The organism is Citreimonas sp., assembly GCF_042096055.1.
Lineage (GTDB): Bacteria > Pseudomonadota > Alphaproteobacteria > Rhodobacterales > Rhodobacteraceae > Citreimonas.
This window is the reverse complement of record NZ_JBELMH010000011.1, coordinates 22,832-41,202: the sequence shown is the minus strand read 5'-3', so window position 1 is coordinate 41,202 and position 18,371 is coordinate 22,832. Positions and strand designations below refer to the sequence as shown.

Here is an 18,371-nt window from a genome sequence, read left to right as displayed (position 1 = left end):
GGCGCGCCCAACGTGGTGCGCGGGGCGAGCCATGCGGGCAATGCCTCGGCGCTGGACCTGGTGGCCGAGGGGCTGTGCGACGCGCTGGCGTCCGACTACCACTACCCCGCGCCGGCGCGGGCCGCGCGGCGCTACATCGAGCTGGGGCTGCGCGACGACGCGGCGGCCTGGGCGATGGTCTCGGACGGGCCCGCGAGGCTTCTGGGGCTGGACGACCGGGGGCGGATCGAGCCGGGGCTGCGCGCCGACCTGGTCGTCATGGAACCCGCGACAGGCCGGGTCTGTGCCACCATCGCCGGGGGCGAGATCGCGTGGATGGCGGGGCCGGTCGCGGGTCGGTTCCTGGGCTGATTAGACCCGCGGCGGCGGGCCGGCGCTGTCGCGGGGGATGAACTCGATCTCGATCACGTCGGACGGCCCGGAGCGCGTGCCGCTTTCGATCATGCCCAGCAGCAGCTCGGCCGCGCGGATGCCGATCTGCGTGCGCGGCTGGCGGATCGTGGTCAGCGCGGGGCTGAGGTGCTGGGCGATCTCGATGTTGTCGAAGCCGACGACCGACACGTCGCCGGGGATCGAAACGCCCTCGCGCTGGACGGCGCCCATGAAGCCGACGGCCATCTCGTCGGACGAGAAGAACAGTGCGGTGGGCCGGTCGGTCATGTCCAGCCAGGCGCGGGCGGCGGCGGCGCCGGAATCCATGCTGAAATCGCCCTCGAGGATCCAGTCGGGGCGGGCCTGAAGGCCGACCGACGCCACCGCGGCGCGAAAGCCGTCGAGGCGCGTCTCGGTCAGGCGGTTGCCGCGCGGGCCGGTGACGTGGCCGATCTTGCGGTGGCCGAGCTGCGCCAGGTGCCCGACCGCCATGGCGGCGCCCTTGCCGTTCTCGACCCGCACCGACGGCAGGTCCCGCGCCATCCATTCGCAGGCCATCACGACCGGGGGCCGGCCGCGGATGTCCAGCGACGCGGGCGAAAGCGTGCCGTCCAGCAGCACGATCCCGTCGGCCTGGCCGGACGTCAGGTAGTGCCGGAACCGCTGGTCGGGGTCGGGGCCGGCCTGCGTGTCGGCGATCAGCATGCCGTATTGCGCGGGCGTCAGGACCGAGGCGAGCCCGGCGAGGATCTGCGAGAAGAACGGGTTGGCGATGTTGGGCAGCAGCACGATCACCGACCCGGTGCGCTGCCGGCGCAGATTCGACGCGGTGGCGTTGACCCGGTAGCCGGTCGCGGCGACCGCGTTCAGCACCGCCTCGCGCGTGGTGGGCGCGACGACGGACGGCCGCGACAGGGTGCGGCTGACCGTGGCGGTCGAGACGCCGGCGGCCTTGGCAACATCTTGAATCGTGGCGACTTTTCGGTCCATCCCGTCCCTTTCACGCGTCCAGAATGGCCCGTCAGAAAAATGTTGTAAACGATTTCATTCTTTGTCACCATCTCCTGCAAACGTTTACAGACGCGCCGGGGGAGGAAATCGGCGCGGATGGGAGGACACCGTGAAGACAATCAAGGGCCCCGCCCTTTTCCTTGCGCAATTCGCAGGGGACGAAGCGCCGTTCGACAGCTGGAAAAGCATCACCCGCTGGGCCGCCGAGTGCGGTTACGCGGGCGTGCAGGTGCCCAGCTGGGATGCCCGGCTGATCGACCTCGAGAAGGCGGCGGACAGCCGCGACTATTGCGACGACTGGCTGGGCCAGGCGCGCGAGAACGGCATCGAGGTCACCGACCTTGCCTGCCACCTGCAGGGCCAGCTGGTCGCGGTACACCCGGCCTACGACATGGTCTTTGACGGGTTCGCCAGCCCCTCGGTGCACGGCGACCCCGCCGCGCGGCAGAAATGGGCGGTCGACCAGGTCGAGAAGACGATCCGCGCCTCGGCCAACATGGGGCTGACGACGCTGCCGACGTTCTCGGGCGCGCTGGCCTGGCCCTACGTGTACCCGTGGCCGCAGCGGCCCGCCGGTCTGGTGGACATGGCGTTCGACGAGCTTGCCCGCCGCTGGCGCCCGCTGCTGGACCTGGCCGATTCCCACGGCGTCGACCTATGCTACGAGATCCATCCGGGCGAGGACCTGCACGACGGCGTCACCTTCGAGATGTTCCTCGATCGCGTGGACCAGCATGCGCGCGCGAAGATGCTCTACGATCCCAGCCACTACGTGCTGCAATGCCTCGACTACCTCGACAACCTCGACATCTACGCCGAGCGGATCGGCGCGTTCCACGTGAAGGACGCCGAGTTCAACCCGACCGGCCGGCAGGGCGTCTATGGCGGCTACCAGTCCTGGGTCGACCGGGCCGGGCGCTTCCGCTCGCCGGGTGACGGGCAGGTCGATTTCGGGGCGATCTTCTCGAAGCTGGCGGCGATGGATTTCGGCGGCTGGGCCGTCGTGGAATGGGAATGCGCGCTCAAGCACCCCGAGGACGGCGCGCGCGAGGGCGCGGCCTTCGTCCGCGATCACATCATCCGCGTGACGCCGTACGCCTTCGACGATTTCGCCGACGGCGGCACCGACGCCGCGGCCAACCGCAAGATGCTGGGGCTGGACTCATGAGCCGATTTTCCGAACGGACCGGCCCGATCCGGCTGGGCATGGTGGGCGGTGGCCAGGGCGCGCTGATCGGCGGCGTGCACCGCATCGCCGCGCGGCTCGACGCGGAATTCCAGCTGGTCGCCGGCGCGCTGTCGTCGACCGAGGAACGGGCGCGCGCCTCGGCCGAGGCGATCGGCCTGCCCGCCGACCGGACCTATGCCGACTACGCCGAGATGGCAAAGCGCGAGGCGCGGCTGAAGGACGGGATCGAGGCGGTCGCCATCGTGACGCCGAACCACATGCACCTGCCCGTCGCGCGCGAGTTCCTCAAGCGCGGCATCCACGTGATCTGCGACAAGCCGCTGACCGGGACGCTGGCGGATGCGAAGAAGCTGGCGAAGCTGGCCGAGAAGTCGGACGCGCAGTTCATCCTGACGCACAACTACACCGGCTACCCGCTGGTGCGCGAGGCCCGCGCCCGCATCGCGCGCGGCGATCTTGGTGACATCCGGCTGGTGCAGGTCGAATACGCGCAGGACTGGCTGGCCGAGCAGCCCGCGCCGGACAACAAGCAGGCCGCGTGGCGCACCGATCCCGAACGCTCGGGCGCGGGCGGGGCGACGGGCGACATCGGCACGCATGCCTTCAACCTCGTGCGCTTCACCACGGGCCTCGTGCCCACGGCGCTGGCCGCCGACCTGCACAGCTTCGTCCCCGGCCGCACGCTGGACGACAACGCGCATGTCATGCTGCGCTTCGAGGGCGGCGCGCGCGGGATGCTGTGGTGCAGCCAGGTCGCGGCCGGCAAGGAAAACGCCCTGGTCCTGCGGGTCTACGGCACCAAGGCCGGCCTGGAATGGCACCAGGAAGAGCCGAACAAGCTGATGGTGACGCCGCTGGGCGGTGCGACCGAGATCGTCACCCGCGCCGCGGCCGCGACGACCGACGGCTCGCGCCGGCTGACGCGCACGCCGCCGGGCCACCCCGAGGGCTTCCTCGAGGCCTTCGCCAACATCTACGGCGAGGCCGCGCAGGCGATCCGCGCCGCACGCACCGGGGCGGCCCTGCCCGAGGGCGTCGTTTTCCCGACCATCGCGGACGGGGTCGAGGGCGTCGCCTTCGTCGATGCCTGCGTGCGCTCGTCCAGACGCGACGCGGCCTGGGTGACGCCGTGACGGCAATCCTCGAAGCGCGCGGGATCACCCGGGCCTTCGGGCCGATCCGGGTGCTGCACGGGGTCGACTTCTCGCTGATCCCGGGCGAGGTGCACGCGCTGATCGGCGAGAACGGCGCCGGCAAGTCGACGACGATGAAGATCCTCGGCGGCTACCTTTCCCCGACCGAAGGCAAGCTGCTGCTCGACGGCCAGCCGGTGCGCTTCGCCGACCAGCGCGAGGCCGAGAACGCCGGCATCCTGATGATCCACCAGGAGTTCAACCTGGCGCTGCAGCTGACGGTCGAGGAGAACATCTTTCTGGGCCGCGAGAAGAAGCGCGGCCCGTTCCTGGACCACAAGGCGATGCAGGACGAGGCGCGCGAGCTTCTGGCGCGGCTGGATTGCCATGTCGATCCGCGCACGCGCATCCGCGACCTGTCGGTGCCGAACCGCCAGATGGTCGAGATCGCCCGCGCGCTGGGGCGCAACGCCCGCGTGCTGATCATGGACGAGCCGACGGCCGTGCTGACCGCGCGCGAGACCGACGTGCTGCTGGACCAGATCGCCCGGCTGAAGGAACGGGGGACCGCGATCCTCTACACCTCGCACAAGCTGGACGAGATCGCGCGGATCGCCGACAGGGTGACCGTGCTGCGCGACGGCGCGCACATCGTCACCCGCGCCGCCGAGGGCTTCACCGAACACGCGATGGCCGAAACCATGGTCGGCCGCGAACTGTCCGACCTGTTCCCCGCCAAGGCCACGCCGCAGGACGACGTGGTGCTGGAGGTCGAGGGGCTGACCGTGCCCGGCCGGGTGCGCGACGCCTCCTTCACCCTGCGCCGCGGCGAGGTTCTGGGCTTCGCCGGCCTGGTCGGCGCCGGCCGGACCGAACTGATGGAGGGCATCGTCGGCCTGCGCCCGGCGACCGGGTCGGTCCGGGTGAACGGCCGCGCGGTCAAGCCGGGTTCGGTCCTTTCGGCGCGGCAGGCGGGGCTGGTCTACCTGACCGAGGACCGCAAGGAGAAGGGCCTGCTGCTGGGCAAGTCGCTGACCCAGAACCTGACGCTGCTGGCGCTGGACCGGTTCGGCAAGCTGTTCATCGACAACACCGCCGAGGACGCCGCGCTGACCCGCGCGATCGACGAGTTCGACATCCGCGTGAACGACCGCGAGATGGCCGCCGGCAGCCTGTCGGGCGGCAACCAGCAGAAGCTGCTGCTGGCCAAGACCATGCTGGCCGAGCCGCAGATCGTCATCATCGACGAGCCGACGCGCGGCATCGACATCGGCACCAAGCAGCAGATCTACGAATTCATCGCCGCGCTCGCCGCGGCGGGCAAGAGCGTCATCGTCGTCTCGTCCGAGCTGCCCGAGGTGATCGGGCTGGCCGATCGCGTGGTCGTCATGGGCCGGGGCCACATCGCCGGCGAGCTGAGCGGCGACGAGATAACCGAGGACGCGATCCTGCGCCGCGCCATGGGCGTCGGCGAGTTGACCGGAGCAAGTGCATGACCGACACCACCGCGGCACCCCGACAGGCGAAACGGCGCAGCCTTCCGCTGCACGTGCTGGGGCCCGTCCTGGCGCTGATCGCGCTGATCGTGCTGGGCGCGCTGCTCAACAGCAACTTCCTCAGCTACGGCAACGTGACCAACGTGCTGGCGCGCTCGGCCTTCATCGGCATCATCGCCGTGGGCATGACCTTCGTCATCACCGCCGGCGGCATCGACCTGTCCGTGGGCTCGATGGCGGCGTTCGTCGCGGGGGTGATGATCCTGGCCATGAACGCGCTGATCCCGACGCTGGGCATCGGCGTGCCACTGGTGGCGGCCGGCATGTGCGTGGCGCTGCTGGCGGGCCTGTGCGCGGGGCTGCTCAACGGGGTGCTGATCGCCAAGGTCCGGATCGAGGCGTTCATCGTCACGCTGGGGGCGATGGGCGTCTACCGCTCGCTGACCACGTGGCTGGCGGACGGCGGCACGCTGTCGCTGGATTTCGAGGCGCGCACCTTCTACCGGCCGGTCTACTACGACGGCATCCTCGGGATCGCGTGGCCGATCATCGTCTTCGCGCTGGTCGCGATCCTGGGCGAGCTGGCGATGCGCAAGACGCCGTTCGGGCGCCACTGCGCAGCCATCGGCGCCAACGAGCAGGTCGCCAAGTACTCGGCCGTCAAGGTCGACCGGGTGCGGATGGCCACCTACGTGCTTCTGGGCGTGCTGGTCGGCGTCGCGACCATCATGTACGTGCCGCGCCTCGGCTCGGCCTCGGGTTCGACCGGCGTGCTGTGGGAGCTCGAGGCGATCGCGGCCGTGATCATCGGCGGCACGCTGCTGAAGGGCGGCTTCGGCCGCGTCTGGGGCACCGTGATCGGCGTGCTGATCCTCAGCCTCATCGACAACATCCTGAATCTCGCCTCGATCGTCTCGCCGTACCTGAACGGCACGATCCAGGGCGTCATCGTCATCCTTGCCGTCGTCTTGCAGCGGCAGGGCAAGTCCGCCGAATAACCGGCATTCATGGGAGGAAACACATGCAACGCAGAACGATCCTGAAGGGCGCCGCGCTGGGTCTGGCGCTGGTCTCGGGCCCTGCCCTGGCGCAGGACGAAACCATGACCATCGGCGTCGCCATTCCGTCGGCCACGCACGGCTTCATGGGCGGTCTCAACTACCACGCGCAGGAAAGCATCGCGCGCCTGGAAGAGACCTATCCGCAGCTCGAGTTCGTGCTGTCGACGGCCGGCGACGCGGGCACCATGGTCAACGACATCGAGGACATGGTCGCCACCCGCGACATCGACGCGCTGGTCGTGCTGCCCTTCGAATCCGAGCCGCTGACCGGCCCGGTGCAGGCGGTCAAGGAACAGGGCATCTGGGTCACCGTCGTCGACCGCGGCCTGTCGGTCGAGGGGATCGAGGACCTGTACGTCGCGGGCGACAACCCCGGCTTCGGCCGCGTCGCCGGCGAGTACTTCGCCGAGAACCTGAACGACGGCGACAACATCGTGGTGCTGCGCGGCATCCCCACCACGCTCGACAACGAGCGGGTCGAGGCGTTCCAGGCGGCCATCGAAGGGTCGGGCATCAACGTGCTGGACATGCAGCACGGCAACTGGAACCGCGACGACGCCTTCAACGTGATGCAGGACTTCCTGTCGAAGTACGAAGACATCGACGCGGTCTGGGCGTCGGACGACGACATGGCGATCGGCGTGCTCGAGGCGATCGCGCAGGCGGACCGCAACGAGGAGATGTGGGTCGTCGGCGGCGCCGGCATGAAGCAGATCATCAAGCGCATCATGGACGGCGACCCGATGCTGCCCGTGAACGTGACCTACCCGCCGGCGCAGATCGCCACGGCGATCGAGCTGACGGCGCTGGGCCTCGTCTCGAACACCCCGGTGTCGGGCCGCTTCATCATCGGCAGCGAGATCATCACGCCGGAGAACGCCGAGCAGTTCTACTTCCCCGACAGCCCGTTCTGATCGGTTCGAAGCGGACATGAGAAGGGCCCGTGACCGATGTCACGGGCCCTTTTTCGTGCGCATTGCGCGCCCTTGCCTAGTGCGCGGCCGCCCAGTTGGCGCCCTGCCCCGCATCGACCACCAGCGGCACGTCGAGCTTGACCACCGGGTCGGCGGCACCCTCCATCACCGTTCGGGCGGCGGAGATCAGGTCGTCGGCGGCGCCCGCCTCGACCTCGAACAGCAGTTCGTCGTGCACCTGCAGCAGCATCCGCGCCGGCAGGCCGTCGATGGCGTCGGGCATGCGCACCATCGCGCGGCGGATGATGTCGGCCGCGGTGCCCTGGATCGGCGCGTTGATCGCCGCGCGGCGGGCAAATCCCGCGCGGGGGCCCGATGCGCTGATCTCGGGCGTGTGGATCACGCGGCCGAACAGCGTCTCGACACGCTTGTGTTCCTTGGCGAAGGCCACCGTGTCGTCCATGTAGCGCCTTATGCCGGGGAACCGCTCGAAATAGCGGTCGATGAAGCCCTGCGCCTCGGCCCGCGGGATGCGCAGGTTGCGCGCCAGGCCGAAACCCGAGATGCCGTAGATCACGCCGAAGTTGATCGCCTTGGCTTGGCGGCGCACCTCGGGCGTCATCTGGTCCAGCGGCACGTTGAACATCTCCGACGCCGTCAGCGCGTGGATGTCCTGCCCCTCGGCGAAGGCCTGCTTCAGCTCGTCGATGCCGGCCATATGGGCGAGAATGCGCAGCTCGATCTGGGAATAGTCGAGGCTGACCAGCACCTTGCCCTCGTCCGCGACGAAAGCCTCGCGGATGCGGCGGCCTTCCTCGGAGCGCACGGGGATGTTCTGCAGGTTGGGCTCGTTCGAGGCGAGCCGCCCGGTGTTCGCGCCGGCGATCGAATAGCAGGTGTGCACGCGGCCGGTGTCGGCGTTGATGTGGGTCTGCAGCGCGTCGGTGTAGGTCGATTTCAGCTTGCTGATCTGCCGCCAGTCGAGCACGCGCGCGGGCAGGTCGTGTTCCGTCGCCAGATCCTCGAGCACGTCGGCGCCGGTGGCATAGGCGCCGGTCTTGCCCTTCTTGCCGCCGGGAAGCGAGAACTTGTCGAACAGGATCTCGCCCAGCTGCTTGGGGCTGCCGACGTTGAACTTCTCGCCGGCCAGCTCGTGGATCTCGGATTCGAGCTGCGCCATCTTCTGCGCGAAGGCGCCGGACATGCGGGACAGCACGTCGCGGTCGACCTTGATGCCGGCGCGCTCCATCTCGGCCAGGACGGGCACCATGGGGCGTTCCAGCCCCTCGTAGACGCGGGTGACGCGGGCGCGGTGCAGCTGCGGCTTGAACGTCTTCCACAGGCGCAGCGTCACGTCGGCATCCTCGGCCGCGTAGATCGTGGCCTTGTCGATGGGCACGCGGTCGAAGGTAACCTGCGCCTTGCCCGAGCCGATCAGCTCCTTGATCGGCACGCAGGTGTGGCTGAGGTACCGTTCCGCCAGCGTGTCCATGCCGTGGCCGTGCAGCCCGGAATGCATCGCGTAGGACATCAGCATCGTGTCGTCGATCGGTGCGACCGCGATGCCGTAGCGTCCCAGCACCTTGGCGTCGTATTTCATGTTCTGCCCGATCTTCAGGACCGCCGGGTCCTCGAGCAGCGGCTTGAGGATCGCCAGAGCCTCGTCCATCGGGATCTGGCCCGCGCTCAGTGCATCGCCGTCGAACAGGTCGTCGCCCGCGCCGTCGCGATGCGCCAGCGGCACGTAGGCGGCCTGCCCCGGCTCGATGCACAGCGACACGCCGACGAGATCGCACAGCATCTCGTTCAGGCCGGTCGTCTCGGTGTCGAGAGCGACGTAGCCGCGGGCGTAGGCGGCGGCGGCCCATTGCGCCAACGTCTGCGCGTCGCGGATGCAGACATAGGCGTCGGTGTCGATCGCCGGCATCTTGGGCAGGGCAGGTTCGGCCGACGGGTCGGTGGTCTTCTCGGGGATGACCGGAGCCTCGGCGCCCTTCGCCTCGGCGATCCGCTTCGACAGGGTGCGGAACTCCATCTCGGCGAGGAAGTCCAGAAGGGTCTCGGTGTCCGGCTCGCGCACCTCGAGCTCGTCCAGGGTGAAGGGCAGGTCCATATGGCAGTCGAGCTGCACGAGCCGTTTCGACAGCTCGATCTGGTCGCGCTTCTCGATCAGGGTCTGGCGGCGCTTGGGCTGCTTGATCTCCTCGGCGCGGTCGAGCAGGTCCTCGAGCGAGCCGAACTCGTTGATCAGCAGCGCCGCGGTCTTGAGGCCGATCCCCGGCGCGCCGGGCACGTTGTCGACGCTGTCGCCGGCCAGCGCCTGCACGTCGACCACACGCTCGGGCGGCACGCCGAACTTCTCGAGCACGCCGTCGCGGTCGATCACGCGGTTCTTCATCGGGTCGAGCATCTCGACCCCGTCGCCCACCAGCTGCATCAGATCCTTGTCGCTGCTGATGATCGTCACCCGCCCGCCCGCGTCGCGCGCCTGGCAGGCGAGCGTGGCCATGATGTCGTCGGCCTCGAAGCCCTCGATCTCCTTGCAGGCGATGTTGAACGCCTCGGTTGCGCGCCGGGTCAGGGGGATCTGCGGGCGCATGTCCTCGGGCATGGCGTCGCGGTTCGCCTTGTACTGGTCGTAGAGGTCGTTGCGGAAGGTGTGGCTGCCCTTGTCGAAGATCACCGCGACGTGCGTCGGGGCGTCGGGGCCGGTGTTGGCCTCGACGTAGCGGTGCAGCATGTTGCAAAAGCCGCTGACAGCACCGATCGGCAGGCCGTCGGACTTCCGCACCAGAGGCGGCAGCGCGTGAAACGCCCTGAAAATGTAGGCCGATCCGTCGATCAGATGCAGGTGGCAGCCCTTGCCGAACCCCATGGCGCGTCTCCCTTGGCGATTGGCGCGGACAATGCCGCATGATCGCGGGATTGGCCAGCCGCCAAGGGCGGTCGCGAAGCGCCCGTCGCGCCGGTGTGAGCGGCTAGTCGGCGCCGCCGGCGGACAGGATGCCCAGCGCCTGCAGGCGCTCGGTCTCGGCCCGGTCGCGGGTCTGGCGGCGGTCCTTCGCCTGCTGGCGCGAGAGGTCCTCGAGCGCGTCGTGCCGCGCCAGCGCCTTGCGCGCGGCGGCCTGGCTGTCGTGCTCGCGCGCGCGGGCCATGGCGGCCTGCTGCAGCAGCGTGGCCCGGCGGTTCAGCAGCCACCCGTTCCACAGCCGGTCCGCGCCCAGCATCCGGTGCGCGCCGAGGCCGGCCCAGTCCTGCTGCGCGGCGCGGCGCAGCGCGTCGATCTCGGACACCTCGTGGGCGATGCGGCGGCTTTCGGCCAGGTTGCGGCGGTGGCTTTCCAGCGCCCGGTCGCGCATCGCCTCGGTCACCGGCTGCAGCTCGTCCAGCTTCTCGGTCATCCCCAGCCCCTTTCGCGCGCGCGCCGGCGCATGTCCTCGGCAAAGCGGATCGCCGCGGCGACCGGTTCGTAATGCTCGGGCGCGATCTCGTCGCCGATGCGGGTCGTGGCGTGCAGCGCGCGCGCGGTCGGCGGGTCGGACCGGATCGGCACGCCGGCCTCGGCGGCGATCTCGCGGATCTTCAGCGCGACCTCGTCCTGGCCCTTGGCGACGCAGACCGGGGCCGAGCCGGCGGCGCGGCTCCACTTCAGCACGACGGCGTAGTGCGTCGGGTTCACGATGACCACATCCGCGCCCGGCACGTCCTGCATCATCTGGCTGAGGGCGATTTCCTGGGCCTTCTGGCGGCGCTGCTGCTTGATGTACGGATCGCCCTCGGATTCCTTGAACTCGTCGCGCATCTCCTTGTGGGTCATGCGGTTCTTGCGCAGGTGCTCGGCCTGCTGGAAGAAGAAGTCGAGCAAGCCGATCGCGCCCGCGATCACCACCACGATGGTCAGGAAGCGCATCATCTTGCCGACCAGGAACACCGTGCCCTCGGCCGGGCTGGCGCGCATCAGGCCGACGATGTCCTCCATCTGCGTGGCCAGGAAGATCGCGAGGACGCAGGAATAGATCATCAGCTTGACGAAGCTCTTTGCGAACTCGAACAGGCCCTTGCGGCCGAACTTGTTCTTCGCGCCTTCGATCGGGGACAGGCGGCTGAACTTGGGCACCAGCTTGGACGGCGTGAACAGGATCGTCCGAGTCGCCAGAAGCAGCAGGAGCACCAGAAGTCCCGGCACCAGCATGATCGGCACGACCGGGACCATCGTCGCCTGCATGACCGATGCGGCAATCGCCGGCGCGCCGTCCTTGAAGAACAGCGGCGCCAGCCGCTCGGGCTGGGCGAGGAAGGGCACCAGCGCGTCCGCGAAGGACGTCATCGCGCGCCCGCCGAAGCCGAGGCCCACCAGCAGGACGCCCAGGTAGACCATCGTGGTCATGAGGTCGGTGGATCGGGGAACCTCGCCCTTCTCGCGCGCCTTTTCCAGCTTGCGCGGGGATGCCTCGTGGCTCTTTTCGGCGCCTTCTTCCTCGGCCATGCGCGGCTACCGGAACGGCGCGGCGAGGAAGACCTCGACCGCCTCGAGCCACACGGTCAGCGCCAACGGTGCCGTCAGGAACAGAAGCGCCACGGCCCCCAGGGTGATCACCGGGGCGCCGACGAAGGCGACCATCAGCGTCGGCATCGCCTTGTTGATGACGCCCAAAGTGAGGTTGTAGAGGACCGACAGGATCACGAAGGGCAGTGCCAGGCTGAACGCCAGTGCGAAGCTTTCGGCCACGCGGCGTCGCCCGGCATCGGCCACCGCGCCGGGGCTGGGGAATTCCAGCGGCGGCAGGATGTCGTAGGACAGGATCAGGTAGGCCGCGGCCTTGACGTGGAAGCCCGTCGCCATCAGCAGCGCCAGCGCCGACACCGTCAGCACGTGGCCCATCGCCGGCAGCGGGTCGATGCCCGCCTGCCCCATGATCTGCGACAGCGACGTCGATTGCGCCATCATCGAGCCCGCCGTCTGGATCGCGAGGATGAAGAGTCGCAGCATCATGCCCATGAACAGGCCGGATATCGTTTCGGTCGCCAGCGCGCGCAGGAAGCTGCCGAGCGACGGGTCGGGAATGTCGAGCTGCGGCACCACGGCCGGCGCGATCGCGGCGGTGAGCATGATGGCCAGCAGCAGGCGGACTTGGACCGACAGCCATTGCTCGCCCAGCCCCGGCAGCACGAACATGGCCGCGGCCACCCGCAGGAACACGATGAGGCTGCCCCAGGCCAGCACGCTCGCGGCGCCGAAGGCTTCCTCGATCGGCATCAGGCGGCCACCGTCCCCACCAGCGACGGGCGCGCCTCGACACCGATTTCCTCGAACGACATGACCGGGTTGTTGATCCCCTTGGCGGCCATCACCGTGCGCAGGAAGCGCCGGCGCCGGGCCGAGGTGATCACCGCCGGGAACACGCCGCGCCCGCTGGCATCGCCGATCTCGTGCGCGAGGCCCGCGGTCAGCGCCTCGAACCGGTCGGGCGGCAGGGCGACGTCGAGGCCGCCTTGGCTGCCGTCGATCTGGTGCGCGGCGAAGGTATCCTCCCATTCCGGGGCAAGCTGGATCAGCGGGATGGTGCCGTCCTCGCGCCGCATGCCGGCCACGAGCTGGAAGCTCAGGCGCTGGCGCACGTGTTCGCAGATCGTCTCGGGCGCATTGTGATGGCCGCGCGTCTCGGCGATCGCCTCGAGGATCAGCGGCAGGTTGCGGATCGAGACCTGTTCGTCCAGCAGCAGGCGCAGGACCTGAAGCAGCGTGTCGACCTGCACCTTGTCGGGGATCAGCTCCTCGAGCAGCTTGCGGTTTGCCTCGCTGCGGGCGGCGTTGGTCAGCGACACCATCTCGTCCAGCAGGCGGCGCAGCGCCTTGAGCGTCAGCAGGCGCGGGAAATTGCGGCGGATGATCTCGAGCAGGTGCGTCGCCAGCACCTCGGTGGGCGTGACGACGGTGAGACCGGCGAGCGAGGCGTTGTCCTGGTCGTCCGGCTTGATCCAGCGCGCGGGCGCGCCGTAGACGGGCTCGTTCACGTCGTGGCCGCGGGGCAGCGCGCCCCCCTCCTCGGGGATCAGCGCCAGCACCAGGTCTGGGTGCAGCGCGCCGCGCGCCATCTCGACGCCGTGGATGCGGATCGCATAGGTGCCCGTCGGCAGAAGGCTCGAGTCCGTAAGGCGGATCTCGGGCAGGATCAGCCCGTAGTTCGACGCGACGTGGTTGCGCATGTTCGAGATGCGCGCGTCCCGCCCCGTGCCGGGGTCGAGCACCATGTTCACGAGGTCGCCGGCGAACTCGACGTGGATGTCGTCGAGGTCCAGCACGTCGCCGATCGGCTTGTCGCGCGGGACGACGGGGCCGGTATCCTCGATGTCGTCGCCGTCGCTGGCGGGCTCGCGCTTCGACAGCCACCACGCCGTGCCGCCGAGGACGATCGCGCCCAGCATGAACGGAACGAAGGGCAGGCCCGGGACGAAGGCGAAGAAGGCCATCAGGATGCCGACGGTCGCCAGCGCCGCCGGGTGGCGGCCCAGCTGCTCGGACAGCGCGCTGTCGGTCGAGCCGGTCGAGCCACCGCGCGCCAACAGAAGGCCCGCCGCGATCGAGATGATCACCGCGGGGATCTGCGTGACGAGGCCGTCGCCGACCGTGAGGATCGCGTAGGTCTCGAACGCCAGGCCGGCGGGCATGCCGTGCACGAAGACCCCCATGATGATGCCCATCACGAGGTTCAGCGCGGTGATCAGAAGGCCGGCGACCGCGTCGCCCTTGACGAATTTCGACGCACCGTCGAGCGAACCGAAGAACGTCGTCTCCTGCAGTTCGTTCTCGCGCCGGGCCTTGGCCTCGGCGTGGTCGATGGCGCCGGCCGACATGTCGGAATCGATCGCGAGCTGCTTGCCGGGCATCCCGTCCAGCGCGAAACGCGCCGACACCTCGGCCATGCGGGCCGCGCCCTTGGTGATGACCGCGAAGTTCACGATCATCAGAACGCCGAAGACCACGAGACCCATGAAGACCGAACCGCCCATCACGAAGTTGGCGAAGCCCTGGATCACGTCGCCGGCGGCGCCCGTTCCGGTATGCCCCTCGCCGATGATGAGCTTGGTCGAGCTGACGTTGAGCGACAGCCGCAGCATCAGCGACGTCAGCAGGATGGTCGGGAAGGCCGAGAAATCGAGCGGCTTCTGGATGAACAGCGTGACCGTGAAGATCAGGATCGCCAGGCCGAAGGACGCGGCAAGCCCCATGTCCAGCACCCACGAGGGCATCGGCAGGATCATCATCGCGATGATCGCCATCAACGCGAGGGCGAGTAGAATGGTGGGCTGGAAGAGCCCGGATTTTTCGACGCCGTTCATGGCATGCAGTCCCGCTGCGAGACCGGGGCTTCTGCCCGGCAGTTCCAGCTACGCCCGTGGACGTTAATTTTCGCTTGACGCCCCCGCGTCTTCGGCCCCGATCCCGGTGCGCGACAGCAGCGCATCGAGCGTCGCGCGCATCTGCGCGCTGTCTCCGACCAGTGCCTCGATCTCGGACAGTTCCGGCCGGGCCCCGGTCGGCAGCGGTTCCGGCTGCGTGGTCACGAGCGTCGCGGCGTCCGCGAAGACCTTTTCGGGTGCCGAGTCCAGTTCCGACCAGGCGCTGCCCAACCAGGCCGCGCGCTGTGCCGCCTCGGTGTCGCCGAGCGATGCGAAGGCGCTGGCGGCATAGGCGAAGTCGCCCATCGCCTCGCGGATCTCGGCCCGCAGCTTGCGCGCCTCCGGGTCGTCCATGCCCATGATCCGCTCTTCGGCCTCGGCGAAACGGTCCAGTGCCAGCAACGCGCGGGCCAACAGCACGCGGTCGGCATCGTTCGGCGCCAAGGTGGCTGCGTTCAGGTGGAACAGGGCGGCATCCGGCAGGCCGCTCGCGATCAGGCGCTCGGCCACGGGACGGACCAGGACGCGGTCCTGCGGATGCAGGTCGACCGAGGCCTGCGGCATCATGTGCTTCAGAAAGGTCACGTCCTGCGCGTCGCGGGCCAGCCGGGCCACGATGTCGCGCTTCAGACCCTCCGACACGTCCTCGGGCAGCGGGTCGCTCCTGAAGATCGCGATCGCCTCGTCGAAGCGCGAATGGCTCAGCAGGCCGCGCACGTAGGCGCGCGCCGCCTCTGCGCCCTCGGCATCCATGCGCCGTTCGCGCCAGAGCAGTTCGGCCACGTCCAGCGTTTCGGGATCGACCGCGCGATCCTGGGTGAAGGCGGTATCCGTGCGCACGGCCGTCAGGTCGGGCAGCACCTCGGCGTTGGCCGTGGTCACGTCTCCCACCGCTTCGGCGGCGGCGTCGGTGTCGCCGTTGTGCAGATCGATCCCGGCGGTCGCGACCTTCAGCGCATCCGTCGCGCCACCGTGGGTGCGTTCCAGCCGCGAGATCAGCATCCGCGCGGCGTCGGGCTCGCCGATCCTCACCAGAGTGTCGGCCATCTCGGTTCCAAGATGCCGGCGCAGCGCTTCGGGCAGCATCTCGAAGTTCTGCAACATGGCGTCGGTGTCCAGATCGACGGCGGTCGTCCGCACGTCGTCGGTCAGCAGCGCCCAGAGCGCGGCCTGGTTCCGGCAGCCCAGCTGGTCGCGGAAGATGCCGTCGGGGTCGCTTTCGCCGTCGACGAGGTAGCTGAGCGCCTGCTTCACGCGGTCCGGCGCATCGTCATGCTCGATGATGGCCGACAGGGCGCGCGCCTCGGCGCCGAACCCCAGCGCCAGCATGCGATCGCGCTGCAGCGCCACCATCTCCTGCGACGGCCGGCCCAGTTCGGACACAAGCTGGTCGCGTGCCAGGAACACCGAGACCACGTCGGGCGCGCCGGCGTCGGCGCCCGCGATCAGGCGCGAATCCGGAATGCAGCCTTCGACCCCGATGCGGACCCTGTCCTCTTCGAGCGTGCGCGTGGTCGACGCCGGATCGAATTGCGGCGCACTGGTTTCGGTGACCGGTTCGGGCGCCTCCGGCGCGGGGTCGTACGCGTCGGCGAGCTCGAGGATGCCGGCGCCGGCCGAATCCGCCACCGCCTGCGCGATGTCGGGGATCAGAGAGCCGGAGGTCGGCCCGACGGTCTCGAGCGCGCGCCGGGCGTCGTCCGGGTCGAACGGCCCAAGCGCGGGTGCGAGACCCGGCCCGAGGCGCGGCATCACGCCGAGGTTGACCGACGTCAGCGCGTCAGGAACGTCGAGCGGCGCCGGCGCCATCCCTGCGGTTTCGGGAACGGCCGCGGCCATCGGCTCGGTCGACTCGAAGATGTCGAGCACCAGCATCCGCGTGCCCTGCATGAAGCTGTCGACGTCGCACCGACACCCCAGCATCAGCGCAAGCCCGCCGCCCGCCACGGGGGCGAGATCGGCGACCCGTTCGCGGGCGATGCGGGCAAAGACCCCGCCGGTGTCGATGCGGCTCGGCGCGGGATCGAAGGTCAGTTGCCTCGTTCCGGGTACGGCGCCTTCGCCCAGCGTCCAGCGCGTTCCGGCGGGAAGGTCGAAGGCCAGGCGCGTGAACGTGCCGTGTTCGCCGGATCGCACCGTCACGGTCTGCGCCGCGACCGGAGCCGCGGCCAGAAGCAGAAGAAGAGCCAGCCGGATCATGACGCCTGCTTCACCGATTTCAGCGCGTCCTCCAGGTCGACGAAGGAGGGCCGGCAATGCGACGGTGTGTTCTGGCGGCCGACCTCGATGCAGATGTTCGTCGAGTGGTTGTGCAGGTTGGCGACCAGCACCTCGCGGATCAGCTGGTAGAAGTGGAAATCGTCGTCGATCGTCGCCTTCACCTTGGCCGCGAAGGGAGCCACGAAGGCATAGGACAGGAACACGCCCAGGAAAGTTCCGACGAGAGCCCCGCCGATCATCTTGCCCAGCACCTCGGGCGGCTGATCGATCGACGCCATCGTCTTGATCACGCCCAGCACGGCGGCGACGATGCCCAGCGCGGGCAGCGCGTCGGCGACCGAGCTTAGCGCGTGGCTCGGGTGCAGGGCGTGGGCGTGCATCCGCTCCAGTCGCTTGTCGAGCACCTCTTCGACCTGGTGCGGATCGTCGTAGTTCATCGAGACCGAGCGCAGAGTGTCGCAGATCAGTTCGACCGACTTCGTGTCGCCGGCGATCTTGGGATACTTGGCGAAGATGGCGGATTCGGCCGGGTTCTCGACATGCTCTTCAAGGGCGACCGGACTGCTGCGCGCCAGGCGGATCAGCTCGAAAAGAAGGCACAGCAGGTCGCGGTAATCCTCGGCGTGCCATTTCGGGCCCTTGAACACCTTGCTCATGTCGCGCAGGGCCTGCTTGACCACGCTGCCGTCGTTGCTGATGAGGAATGCCCCCACCGCGGCGCCGCCGATCATCATGAGCTCGAACGGAAGCGCCTTGATGATGATGGCCATCTTGCCGCCGGCCAGGATGTAGCCGCCGAAGACCATCACGAAAACCAGCACGATCCCAATTATTCCAAGCATCTCTTTCCCCGATACTGCCGGCCTTGCGGAAGGCGTGTCCTTACATCACCACGAATTCAGCATGCAGCGCGCCGGCTGCCTTGATGCTCTTCAGAATGTCGATCATGTCCCGCGGGTTGACGCCCAGCGCGTTCAGCCCCGCGATCACCTCGGAAAGGGTCGCGCCGCTGGGGACTTCGGCCAGGCCGATCCCGGGTTCCTCGATGATCTCGGCCTCGGTGCGCGGGACGACGACGGTCTCGCCCTCGGCAAAGGGGTTGGGCTGGACGGCGACCGGCGCCTCCTCGATCTTAAGCGTCAGGTTGCCCTGCGAGACCGCCACGCGCGAGATGCGCACGTCGGCCCCCATCACGATCGTCCCCGAGCGCTGATCGACCACGACACGCGCGCGCCGTTCGGGCTCTATCGCCAGGTTCTCGAGCGCGACGATGGCCCGGGCGGGCGACGCGGCACCGGTCTTGGCGAGATCGATGCTCACGGTGCCGGAATCCAGCATGGTGGCGGCGCGGCCGCCCACTGACCGGTTGATCACGTCCTCGATCCGCGCGGCGGTGGTGAAGTCGGGCTCGCGCAGCGCCAGCCGAAGCGTGCTGAGCTGCGTGAAGTCGAAGTCGACTTCACGTTCGACCCGCGCGCCCGAGGGGATGACGCCGGCGGTCGGGACACCCTGCACGATCCGCGCGGCGTCGCCCTCGACATCGACGCCGCCCGAGATCACCGTGCCCTGGGCTA

Annotated in this window: 15 protein-coding genes; 6 read left to right on the top strand and 9 right to left on the bottom strand. The window is 69.0% G+C overall.

The window, feature by feature from the left end:
• On the top strand, window positions 1-351 hold a 351-nt coding region (locus ACFDTC_RS04655; RefSeq protein WP_375257709.1), incomplete at its 5' end, for an amidohydrolase family protein.
• Here the strand turns inward: ACFDTC_RS04655 and ACFDTC_RS04650 are convergent.
• Window positions 352-1,362 carry a LacI family DNA-binding transcriptional regulator gene (locus ACFDTC_RS04650; RefSeq protein ID WP_375257708.1) on the bottom strand — a complete coding sequence of 337 codons (1,011 nt, stop codon included), beginning with the start codon at window positions 1,360-1,362 and terminating at the stop codon, window positions 352-354.
• Between the two features lie 130 nt (window positions 1,363-1,492).
• Here ACFDTC_RS04650 and ACFDTC_RS04645 point away from each other — a divergent pair, with 130 nt between their 5' ends.
• From ACFDTC_RS04645 to ACFDTC_RS04625, 5 genes are read left to right on the top strand one after another with little or no spacing between them, the layout of a single operon-like run.
• Window positions 1,493-2,551 carry a sugar phosphate isomerase/epimerase family protein gene (locus ACFDTC_RS04645; RefSeq protein ID WP_375257707.1) on the top strand — a complete coding sequence of 353 codons (1,059 nt, stop codon included), beginning with the start codon at window positions 1,493-1,495 and terminating at the stop codon, window positions 2,549-2,551.
• Window positions 2,548-3,705 carry a Gfo/Idh/MocA family protein gene (locus ACFDTC_RS04640; RefSeq protein WP_375257706.1) on the top strand — a complete coding sequence of 386 codons (1,158 nt, stop codon included), beginning with the start codon at window positions 2,548-2,550 and terminating at the stop codon, window positions 3,703-3,705. Before ACFDTC_RS04645 ends, ACFDTC_RS04640 begins: the two co-directional genes overlap by 4 nt.
• Entirely contained in the window at window positions 3,702-5,201 is a 1,500-nt protein-coding gene (locus ACFDTC_RS04635; protein ID WP_375257705.1) for a sugar ABC transporter ATP-binding protein, read from the top strand. Before ACFDTC_RS04640 ends, ACFDTC_RS04635 begins: the two co-directional genes overlap by 4 nt.
• The gene (locus tag ACFDTC_RS04630; protein WP_375257704.1) at window positions 5,198-6,199 is read left to right on the top strand and encodes an ABC transporter permease; all 1,002 of its coding nucleotides are present in this window, start codon (window positions 5,198-5,200) and stop codon (window positions 6,197-6,199) included. The genes ACFDTC_RS04635 and ACFDTC_RS04630 overlap by 4 nt, the downstream gene beginning before the upstream one ends.
• Window positions 6,200-6,222: 23 nt before the next feature.
• On the top strand, window positions 6,223-7,176 hold the full coding sequence (locus tag ACFDTC_RS04625) for an ABC transporter substrate-binding protein (RefSeq protein WP_375257703.1): 954 nt from the start codon (window positions 6,223-6,225) through the stop codon (window positions 7,174-7,176).
• Between the two features lie 76 nt (window positions 7,177-7,252).
• On the opposite strand, the gene polA is transcribed toward ACFDTC_RS04625, so the two are convergent.
• The 8 genes from polA to ACFDTC_RS04585 form a co-directional block, all read right to left on the bottom strand.
• Window positions 7,253-10,051, bottom strand: coding sequence for a DNA polymerase I (polA, locus tag ACFDTC_RS04620; RefSeq protein ID WP_375257702.1), 2,799 nt, complete (start codon window positions 10,049-10,051; stop codon window positions 7,253-7,255).
• Between the two features lie 103 nt (window positions 10,052-10,154).
• Window positions 10,155-10,577, bottom strand: a complete 423-nt coding sequence (locus ACFDTC_RS04615) for a hypothetical protein (RefSeq protein WP_375257701.1) — start codon at window positions 10,575-10,577, stop codon at window positions 10,155-10,157.
• Entirely contained in the window at window positions 10,574-11,662 is a 1,089-nt protein-coding gene (flhB, locus tag ACFDTC_RS04610) for a flagellar type III secretion system protein FlhB (RefSeq protein ID WP_375257700.1), read from the bottom strand. Before flhB ends, ACFDTC_RS04615 begins: the two co-directional genes overlap by 4 nt.
• A 6-nt stretch (window positions 11,663-11,668) precedes the next feature.
• The gene (locus ACFDTC_RS04605) at window positions 11,669-12,433 is read right to left on the bottom strand and encodes a flagellar biosynthetic protein FliR (protein ID WP_375257699.1); all 765 of its coding nucleotides are present in this window, start codon (window positions 12,431-12,433) and stop codon (window positions 11,669-11,671) included.
• The gene (gene flhA, locus ACFDTC_RS04600; RefSeq protein WP_375257698.1) at window positions 12,433-14,517 is read right to left on the bottom strand and encodes a flagellar biosynthesis protein FlhA; all 2,085 of its coding nucleotides are present in this window, start codon (window positions 14,515-14,517) and stop codon (window positions 12,433-12,435) included. Before flhA ends, ACFDTC_RS04605 begins: the two co-directional genes overlap by 1 nt.
• A 63-nt stretch (window positions 14,518-14,580) precedes the next feature.
• The gene (locus ACFDTC_RS04595; protein ID WP_375257697.1) at window positions 14,581-16,776 is read right to left on the bottom strand and encodes a hypothetical protein; all 2,196 of its coding nucleotides are present in this window, start codon (window positions 16,774-16,776) and stop codon (window positions 14,581-14,583) included.
• Window positions 16,773-17,639, bottom strand: coding sequence for a flagellar motor stator protein MotA (gene motA / locus ACFDTC_RS04590; RefSeq protein WP_375257696.1), 867 nt, complete (start codon window positions 17,637-17,639; stop codon window positions 16,773-16,775). Before motA ends, ACFDTC_RS04595 begins: the two co-directional genes overlap by 4 nt.
• A 40-nt stretch (window positions 17,640-17,679) precedes the next feature.
• The coding region (locus tag ACFDTC_RS04585) for a flagellar basal body P-ring protein FlgI (RefSeq protein ID WP_375257695.1) at window positions 17,680-18,371 on the bottom strand (692 nt) is incomplete at its 5' end.

Excerpts from the sequence above, each read along its gene's own strand:
- ACFDTC_RS04650 (WP_375257708.1), bottom strand. The coding sequence starts at position 1,362 with ATGGACCGAAAAGTCGCCACGATTCAAGATGTTGCCAAGGCCGCCGGC.
- ACFDTC_RS04640 (WP_375257706.1), top strand. The coding sequence starts at position 2,548 with ATGAGCCGATTTTCCGAACGGACCGGCCCGATCCGGCTGGGCATGGTG.
- ACFDTC_RS04630 (WP_375257704.1), top strand. The coding sequence starts at position 5,198 with ATGACCGACACCACCGCGGCACCCCGACAGGCGAAACGGCGCAGCCTT.
- ACFDTC_RS04625 (WP_375257703.1), top strand. The coding sequence starts at position 6,223 with ATGCAACGCAGAACGATCCTGAAGGGCGCCGCGCTGGGTCTGGCGCTG.
- polA (WP_375257702.1), bottom strand. The coding sequence starts at position 10,051 with ATGGGGTTCGGCAAGGGCTGCCACCTGCATCTGATCGACGGATCGGCC.
- ACFDTC_RS04615 (WP_375257701.1), bottom strand. The coding sequence starts at position 10,577 with ATGACCGAGAAGCTGGACGAGCTGCAGCCGGTGACCGAGGCGATGCGC.
- flhB (WP_375257700.1), bottom strand. The coding sequence starts at position 11,662 with ATGGCCGAGGAAGAAGGCGCCGAAAAGAGCCACGAGGCATCCCCGCGC.
- ACFDTC_RS04605 (WP_375257699.1), bottom strand. The coding sequence starts at position 12,433 with ATGCCGATCGAGGAAGCCTTCGGCGCCGCGAGCGTGCTGGCCTGGGGC.
- flhA (WP_375257698.1), bottom strand. The coding sequence starts at position 14,517 with ATGAACGGCGTCGAAAAATCCGGGCTCTTCCAGCCCACCATTCTACTC.
- ACFDTC_RS04595 (WP_375257697.1), bottom strand. The coding sequence starts at position 16,776 with ATGATCCGGCTGGCTCTTCTTCTGCTTCTGGCCGCGGCTCCGGTCGCG.
- motA (WP_375257696.1), bottom strand. The coding sequence starts at position 17,639 with ATGCTTGGAATAATTGGGATCGTGCTGGTTTTCGTGATGGTCTTCGGC.